A 1,807-nucleotide genomic window follows, 5' to 3' on the forward strand; every position below is an offset into this window, starting at 1 on the left:
GCGTCCGGCACCTCGCCTAGGCTCGGTGTTCCCTCGCTCCGGCATTCATCAGGGGGCATCGCCTCCGGTCTGCTTCGCGACGACCTCCTCTCGATGTGTTCGACTTCGTCGAACGGCGCTGCGCGCCTCCCCCCTGATGAATGCCTCCACTCGGCCTCCCGAAGGGGCGGGTAGATCAAAAGCCAAAGCAAAAGCCAAAGCCAAAGCCAAAGCCAAAGCCAAAGCCAAAGCGAGGCGGCCTGAAAGCCTGCCTGTCTCTCGCGGATGTACACAGATCAAATGTGGGAGCTGCGGTGCGGCGATCCGACTTGCCTGCGAAGGAGGCCTGACAGCCGGCCTGTCTCCTGCGGATGTACACCGATCCACGTGGGAGCCTGCCCGCGATGGCGGCCTGACAGCCGGCCTGTCTCTCGCGGATGTACCCAATCCCACTGTAGGAGCTGCCGCAGGCTGCGATCTTTTGATCTTGATCTTGTGGGAGAGGGCGGGGCGACGCTTAGCTTGACCGCGATGGACGTTAACGATTACGCGTGTTTTCTGAATAAACGCGCCGACCTTGAGTCCATCTCGAGCAATCGAGCGTCGACCGGCTGTTCCTACAACCAGTCGTGCCGCGAAGTACAGGCAGTCAGGCGCCACACATGCCCGACTCCAGCTACGGGGGGGACAGTGCTGACCCTGAAACTCCTTAACTGAGCGGATTGCCCGCGATGAACGATGACCCGATCAACCTGCCGGAGCCACCTGCTCCAGGGCCTCATTCACCAACAACTGGCTCAACTCGATCAACTGCTGAATTGCCAGCGCCACATTACGGCACGAGCCTTCGACATCGAAAGCCAGGTCACTGGCCAGGACATTGGCGCCGGCAAGCGTCTCGCAGGTGTTGGCTAACAGCGTTTCGGTGCTGAGACCGGGAACGACGGCGAAGATGTTCACTGACCGGGCGTCAGCGAGTCTGGACTTGTCGAATGGGGGCGGCAGGAAGTGATCGAGCGCGCGTTCAGCAGCCTCGTGGAGTTTGCTGGAATCGAGGAATTCGTCGGGAACAACGTCCGGGACTTCAGGCGGATCGGGGGTGACTTTGATCATGGGTAATCCTCCAGTATTAAAAGGACTGCCACGCTCACTTCCACATGAGGGGGTGGCAGCTGTACGCAGGTGTGGAAGACCGGGACTGAAGGAACCCGGCGCACCCGAAGATGCCCCGCGCACAGCCGCCATAACACAATGATGCAGGCGTAAAAAAACGCCAGCATGTGCATATAGGCGTTTGTGCGCCCTCAGTAAACAGTACGGACTTCCACATCCGGTCGCTGATTTTGCAGCGACCCGCAAAGATTAGCCCCCAGCCTGCACCAAAGCAACCCCACATTCGCCCACGATAGATCGTTCCAGCGCGCAGCAAAGTAATCCCGCCATGGACGCTCTGCGTCCTCTGTGACGCGGAGCGTCACGCAATGCATTCCTTTGCTGCGCGTGGCGAACGACCTATCAGCACATGCTCAGCCGTTCACGTTTGTTCGCTGGTCTTGTGAAGCCTCATCAACCTGGAATCGCAGCAATTACCTCTGCGAGCAACGGTTCAATCGGCATTTCTCCGCTGATCCTGACATAAGTATCTACACAACTTTGAAATACGGTGAAGGACTACGCCCGTAGCAGCTGCCGAGCCTGCGAGGCTGCGTCCGGCCGCGAAGCGGTCGTAAAATCAGGCAACACGCTTTTTCAGGTAAACCGCGGGCACAGGATTTGCGACGACTGCGTCCTCGAACGCAGCCTCGCAGGCTCGGCAGCTGCTACGGAT

The 1,807-nt window shown here is 59.3% G+C and carries 1 protein-coding gene; it reads right to left on the reverse strand.

The genetic code is table 11. The annotated features are described in order from the left end of the window. Window positions 1-726 precede the first annotated feature (726 nt). The gene (locus tag F8N21_RS30225; RefSeq protein WP_150645596.1) at window positions 727-1,092 is read right to left on the reverse strand and encodes a DUF6124 family protein; all 366 of its coding nucleotides are present in this window, start codon (window positions 1,090-1,092) and stop codon (window positions 727-729) included. Between the last annotated feature and the right edge of the window lie 715 nt (window positions 1,093-1,807).

The organism is Pseudomonas fluorescens, from assembly GCF_902497895.1.
GTDB lineage: Bacteria > Pseudomonadota > Gammaproteobacteria > Pseudomonadales > Pseudomonadaceae > Aquipseudomonas > Aquipseudomonas fluorescens_BP.

Coding starts and splice junctions, on each gene's coding strand:
- F8N21_RS30225 (WP_150645596.1), bottom strand. CDS start 1,092: ATGATCAAAGTCACCCCCGATCCGCCTGAAGTCCCGGACGTTGTTCCC.